This is a genomic window from Promicromonospora kroppenstedtii DSM 19349, assembly GCF_000515355.1.
GTDB lineage: Bacteria > Actinomycetota > Actinomycetes > Actinomycetales > Cellulomonadaceae > Promicromonospora > Promicromonospora kroppenstedtii.
Window position 1 is genome coordinate 14,362 of sequence record NZ_KI911726.1, and the last position, 6,204, is coordinate 20,565.

Annotated in this window: 4 protein-coding genes and 1 pseudogene; 2 read left to right on the plus strand and 3 right to left on the minus strand. The window is 73.2% G+C overall.

Going from position 1 to position 6,204, the window contains the following annotated elements:
- Together PROKR_RS21435 and PROKR_RS21440 are read right to left on the minus strand one after the other, a co-directional pair.
- Positions 1 to 1,188: AfsR/SARP family transcriptional regulator (locus PROKR_RS21435; RefSeq protein WP_036967137.1), on the minus strand; the 1,188-nt coding region annotated here is incomplete at its 3' end.
- A 208-nt stretch (positions 1,189 to 1,396) separates the two neighbouring features.
- On the minus strand, positions 1,397 to 3,142 hold the full coding sequence (locus PROKR_RS21440; protein WP_084800589.1) for an HNH endonuclease: 1,746 nt from the start codon (positions 3,140 to 3,142) through the stop codon (positions 1,397 to 1,399).
- A 631-nt stretch (positions 3,143 to 3,773) separates the two neighbouring features.
- Here PROKR_RS21440 and PROKR_RS21445 point away from each other — a divergent pair.
- The gene (locus PROKR_RS21445) at positions 3,774 to 4,397 is read left to right on the plus strand and encodes a trimeric intracellular cation channel family protein (protein WP_036967138.1); all 624 of its coding nucleotides are present in this window, start codon (positions 3,774 to 3,776) and stop codon (positions 4,395 to 4,397) included.
- Positions 4,398 to 4,406: 9 nt separating this feature from the next.
- Here the strand turns inward: PROKR_RS21445 and PROKR_RS21450 are convergent, their stop codons facing one another.
- Positions 4,407 to 5,561: a serine hydrolase domain-containing protein gene (locus PROKR_RS21450; RefSeq protein ID WP_036967140.1), complete on the minus strand. Its 1,155-nt coding sequence runs from the start codon at positions 5,559 to 5,561 to the stop codon at positions 4,407 to 4,409.
- Between the two features lie 142 nt (positions 5,562 to 5,703).
- Here PROKR_RS21450 and PROKR_RS21455 point away from each other — a divergent pair.
- Positions 5,704 to 6,204: pseudogene (locus PROKR_RS21455) on the plus strand (hypothetical protein); the annotation flags it as partial.

The following is a 6,204-nucleotide window of genomic DNA, read 5'->3' on the forward strand; positions in this document are numbered from 1 at the left end:
CTCGACGTCGCGCGCGTTGTCGAGCACCACCAGCACCCGGCGGTCGGCGAGCACCGAGCGGTACAGCGCGGCCTGGGCGTCGGCGTCGTCGGGGATGCGGCCCGCCGGGATGCCGAGGGCGTCGAGGAACGTGCGGACGGCGACCTCCGGGGCCAGCGGCGTGTTGGTCGGGAAGTAGCCGCGCAGGTTCACGAACAGGGTGCCGTCGGGGAAGCGGTCGGCGGCACGGTGCGCCCACTGCAGCACGGTCGTCGTCTTGCCGATGCCGCCGGGGCCGTCCACCACGGCGATCCCGGGAGCGTCGTCGAGCAGCGCGTCCAGGGCGGCGAGGGGCTCGGCACGGCCGCGGAACGCGGCGTCCGGGGGCGGGAGCATGCGAGGTGGGGTCGGCTGGGCTGGATCGGCCGCGAGGAGGCCGCGGTGGACGGCCTGGGCCTCCTCGCCGGGCTGGATGCCGAGCTCGTCGCGGAGCGTGCGGTAAAGGTCCTGGTAGGCGGCCAGCGCGTCGGCTCGGCGGCCGGCGCGGTCGAGCACGGCCATGAGCCGCACCCACAGGCCCTCGCGCAGGGGGTGGAGGCCAACCAGCTCGCGCAGGTCGGCGGCCAGCTCGTCGAGGTCGGGAGCGTTGGTCGAGGTGTTGGTCGAGGTGTCGGTTGCGGCCGGGCCGGGGCCGGACAGGGCGACGTCGGCGGCACGTTCGACGGCCTGGAGGGCGGTCTCCAGCAGACGCGGGCGGTCGTCGGCGATCAGCAGGTCCGAGTCGACGGCCTCGAAGGGGAGGCCTCGCCAGTGCCCCAGGGCGTCACGGAGGAGGCGGTACTGCTCGGTGGGTTCCTGCGCCGAGTTGCTCCGGGCGAGCACGGTCTCGAAACGGTGCAGGTCCACTGCCTCGGGCGGGACGTCGAGGGCGTAGCCGCCGGGAGTGGTGCGGACGGCGTCGGCGCCCGTCGCCGTGCGCAGCCGGGTCACCAGCACCTGGATCGCCTTGCGGGTGTCGGCGGGGCGGTCCGTGCCCCAGACCGCGGCCGCGATGCGCTCGGTGGACACGGCGTGCCCGACGTCGAGGGCGAGTACCGCCAAGAGGGTGCGCAGGCGGGAGCTGAGGGGGAGGGGCGCGCCGTCGACCGTGACGACGAACGGGCCGAGCAGGCGCACCGACAGCGCACGGGTGCGCTCCGTGCCCGGCATGTTCGCTCCCTTGCGTGATCGTCCCCGTTCAGTATCGGGGGTCGGGAGGATCGGTGGCTTGGTTGGGACAGTGCGGGTCGGGGCGGCAGGGGGTCGCAGCGTCGGCAAACAGCCGAGGCGTGTCCACCAGGGTCGGGGCGGCTCGTCTCTGGGCCTGGGCCTGGGCGTGCAGGTGTCAGTCGAGCGTCGGGTGCCTGGAGCGGTGGCGTCAGGTGGGGTGCGTCCAGGAGAGGTCGGCGCGGCGGAGCCGGACTGGTGCTCGACCTGCCGTCCGGCGGGGTGGTTGCTGGGCCGGGTGTGGCTGGCGGGGTGGTGGGGTGGGTCGGTAGGGGATCGCTCCGTGGGCGGGGGTGGTCTGGCAGCCGATGGAGTAGCGGCTGCGTGGGGTGCGGCCGGGTGCGGGGCCGGTCATGCCGACCGCGGGGGTCCAGGGTGGGGGCGTGGTGCGGTCGCGGGGCTGAGTGACGTCCAGCACCTGGTCGGGATCGCCGGACGCCGAGACGAGGTCTGCCGAGGTATCTGCAACGGGTGCCGGTCGGCCTGCTGCCATGCTGCCAAGCCCGGTCGAGCTCGCGATCGATTCCGCCTCAGAGGCCGAGGCAGTGGCACGTACCAAGGGCGCGCCAGGAACGGCAGACGCATCACGCGCGGGTGCCGTGCCCCGGCCCGGTGTCGTGGCCCGGGGCCTGGCCGGGGCTGGTGGTGTGGGCGCGACCGAGACATACATGTGCCCCGTCGGCGTGATGGTCTCGACCGCATGACGGCCGTCGAGCTGGGTGGCCTTCTGCGACCAGCCCGGTGCCTGCTTCGCGTGGTTACACCGGGCGCATAGACCTTGCCCGTTGTCGAGGCTGGTCGGGCCACCTTCCGCGTGCGGGGTGATGTGGTCCGTGTGCCGGACCGGGGCGTCGCACCAGACGGTGGCACAGATGCCCTGCTCCCTGGCCCGCAGGAGGCTGGCGAGTCCCTGGGGGTGGAACCGGGACGTCGAGGTCGTGGCCAGCAGCCGCCCGTGGGGGTTGACGTAGATCGACCGCAGCCAGGCCGTGTCGGTCTCGATCGCGTGCGCGGCGAGGTTGCGGGCGACCGGGGCCGGGACAACGCCCGCACCGGCCGGGGCGCCCTCGACCACCACGGCGGGCTGGTCACCGCCGGCCAGGAGGGTGTCGTCCGAGACCAGCAGGTTGATCGTGACCGGCACATGGTTCGCGTGGCCGGGTTCGCGTCCGGTGGCGCGTTCGATGAGGGTGTCGGCCATGATCTGACCCACCCCACGCCCGTCACCCGTGGCCTTCGCAGCATCGGCGGTTGTCTTGAGCTGGGCGTAGGCCTGCACACCCTGCGCCATCGGCACCAGGGCGGTCAGGTAGACCATCAGGTCGGGTGCCGGACGGATCGAGACCCGGCGTTCCGTCACGGCCTTGGCGTTGCGGTTCACGCACGCGTGCACATCCAGCCGGGCGGCCAGCTCCTTGATCCGGGCCACGAGCCGGCGGGTACTCATCCGGGCGAGTTCGGTCAGGTGGGTGGGTCCGCAGATCTCCTCGTCGATCAGGGCCCGGTGCTCCATGGACAGGTGCGACGTCTCCCGGACCAGGAGGGTGGCCCGCCACTGGGACAGCACCCCGGTCTGCAACGCGGTGAAGGTGTGGGGCATCTGGGTGACCCACACCCGGGACGTGGACACGAACCCGGCCCCGGCGTGCGGGCCGACCCGCAACGCGGCTCCGACCTGGTTCGGGACACCGCGCCCACGCCGTTCGGCCCGGATGCACTGCCGGGCCTCCCCGGCGCGGGTTGCCTCGTCCAACGCGACCGTGAGTCGAGCCTGCGTCGCGGTGATCGCGTTCTTCACGGCCTCGAGCTCGCCGAGCAGGTCCACCCATTCGGCCTGCACTACCCGCGAGACACCAGCACCACCGGACCGAGTGTCAGTGGCACCGGGCAAGATCATGCCCGCGAGGGCCCGTCGTACCGCCCGCACACCTGCTACGTCGACGACGCTGCCAGGCGCAGCCGTACCGGCGGCACCCGACTTCCCGGCGTCACCGGGCAGCACCGACCCGGCGAGCGGCCCCGGCCCGTTCCCAGGCAGCACCGATCGAGCAGGCTGCTCGCCCGCTCGTCCTGGTACCCCACCCGCTCGCGTCATGCCATCAACATATCGCACACACGTTCGCACCGCTCGCCGAGCCGAGCCGATCTGCCATCAGCAGAATCGCCCGCTCCTCACGGCGGAGAACCTGAGACCCCGTCGTCCCCGGATCCGCCTGCCCGGCTCCTCATTCCCACCAGACGCTCGTCGCGGGAACGGAAACCTCCCAGAACCGTGGCACCAACGAACGGCCAACGAGGCCCCGTCGGACCGGGCCCTCGGCCTTTCCCGGCGAGCATCTCCGCCCGCCCAGCGCGACGGCCCCGTCGACATGAACCTGAAGCAGGTGGGCCGCGTCGCCGCGCGCCGGCTGTTCGAGACCATCGAAGGACAGGCGACACCGGGCACCGAGGAGCTACCGTGCCGCTTAGTCACCCGGGAGTCGTCGGTCCCGGTCCCGTGACGGTTCCCCCGGCGGAAGGAGACTGACGTGGCGTGGGCGGAGCTCGTCTTCGACCTCCTTGGGGTCTTCTTCTTCGCCGTGTCGGGCTCGCTGCTGGCCGCCCAGCGGCAGTTCGACGTCGTGGGCTCGCTGCTGCTCGGCACCCTCGTGGGCCTGGGCGGCGGCATCCTGCGCGACGTGATCCTCGACGCCGGCGTACCGCGCGCCTTCGACTCTCCGATCTACCTGGTGCCGCCCGTCGTCGCCGCGGTCGTCGTTTACTTCTTCGCGCACGTCGTGCGGCGCTTCCACGACGTGCTGATCACGTTCGACGCCGCCGGCATGGCGCTGTTCTGCATCACCGGCACGCTGGTCTCGCTGGCCGCGGGCATGAACCCCGTGGCGTCCGCGATCCTCGGCCTGATGACCGCCGTGGGCGGCGGCGTCATCCGCGACGTCGTGGCCAACGACGTGCCGCAGATCTTCCGTGCCCGCGGCCTGTACGCGATCCCGGCGCTGCTCGGCGCGGCGCTCACCAGCCTGCTGGCCTCGGTGGGCTGGCTCAACCTCGGCACCGGCGCCGCGATCGCCGCCCTGGTGTTCGCGCTCCGGATGGTCTCGCTGCGGTACGGCTGGGAGGCGCCGCCCGCCGGTGCACCCGGCGCCGTTTGAGGCCTTGCGTCACGGCTGACCGGCCGAGGGGTCCCCGCAGAGCTCGAGGGTGACGAGAGCAAGTGCCGCGTCCTCCGCGGCGGCGTCCTGCGTGAGCCCCTGGTTGACGGCGACGGTGACCTGGCGCCCACCGGCCGGGTCGGTGAAGCTGTAGGTGCCGTAGCCGGGCACACCGCCGACGTGACCCCAGACCTCCTGGCCGCACAGCTCGGTGCGGCCCAGCCCCAGGCCGTAGTCGAACCCGGGGAAGGCCGGCAGGGCGTCCTGCATCTCCCGCAGCAGTTGGTCAGGCAGCAGCCGGCCACCGAGCAGCGCCGCGTAGAAGCGGTTCACGTCCCCGGTCGTGGACACGACGTCGCCGCTCGCCGGCGCGACCGACATGTTGTACGCGGTCAGGTCGGTCAGGCGGGCCGGTGAGCCCACGGCCTCGTACCCGCGCATCGCCGGCCGGGGCAGCCACGGCCCGTGCCCGGAGACGTAGGTGTCCCGCAGGTGCGCCGGGCGGAGCACGCGCCGCTCCAGCTCGTCCGCGTAGTCGTGCCCGGTGATCCGCTCCACCAGCATGCCGAGCAGCACGTAGTCCGTGTTGGAGTAGCCGAACGCCTCGCCCGGACCGGGCTGGAGCGGCTCCCGGGTCGCGATGTCCACGAGCTCGGACGGCTCGTGGTCCGTGAAGCGGGACCGCGCCACGAGCTCGGGATCGGCCCACAGGACGGCTCCGTAGTCGAACAGCCCGCTGCGGTGCTGCAGCAGCTCACGCACCGAGACCTGCTCGGCGTACGGCAGAACGCCGGGCAGGTAGCGCGTGACCGGGGCGTCGAGATCGACTCTGCCCTCCGCCACGAGGCTCAGCACGACCGTCGCCGTGAAGGACTTGGTGACGCTGCCGATCCGGAACCGTCCGTCGGGACGGGGCGCGCGGTCGGTTCGGAGGTCGCCGGACCCGGCGACCACCGTCCGCCGGCCGCTCTCGTCACGGGTCTCGACAACGACGCCTGGCACGCCCGCCGCGACGATCCGCTCGGCCTGCTGGACCAGCGCCGCGGTCGACGGCGGCTGAGCGACCGGGGTGTGCCGGCCAGGCGCCGCCACGGCGGTCCCCATGGACGTCACGAGGCAGACGAGTGTGGCGGCCGCGACGGCGCGGCGGTGCGCGATGCTCATGCGAGCGACGCTATCGACGGCACCGGCACCGGCACAGCCGGGCTGGCCACCCTCATCGCGGTAGGGGTAGCCCCCGTGCGCCCGTCGTGCGGGAGGATGCACCGTGGGGGCGGCGGGAGCCGCCCGGTCGAGGGGAGACGCTGTGACGGAGACGCGCAAGACCGGATCGGGCGGCCTGACCCGCCGCGGGCACCTGCTGCGGCTCGGGGCGCCGCGCGACACCGCGGCGGTGCGGCACCTGGTGACGTTCCTCGTGGCGAGCGTCGTGACCGTGCTGGCCACGCGGGCCTACCTCGCCGCGACGGGCTACCCGCAGATCGGCGGGGGCGGGCTGCACCTGGCCCACGTGCTGTGGGGCGGGCTGCTCATGGCCCTGGCGATGATGCTCCTGCTGTCGTACGTCGGGCCGGTGCCGCGCTCGCTCGGCGCCCTGCTCGGCGGCGTCGGCTTCGGGCTGTTCATCGACGAGGTCGGTAAGTTCGTCACGTCCGACAACGACTACTTCTACGCCCCGACGGCCGCGATCATCTACTTCGTGACGGTGGTGCTGGTGCTCGTGGTCGAGGGGCTGCACGGGCGCCGCCCGCACCACCCGGCCGAGTACCTCGCCGTGGCGGCCGACCGCCTCGCCGCCGGTCTGGCC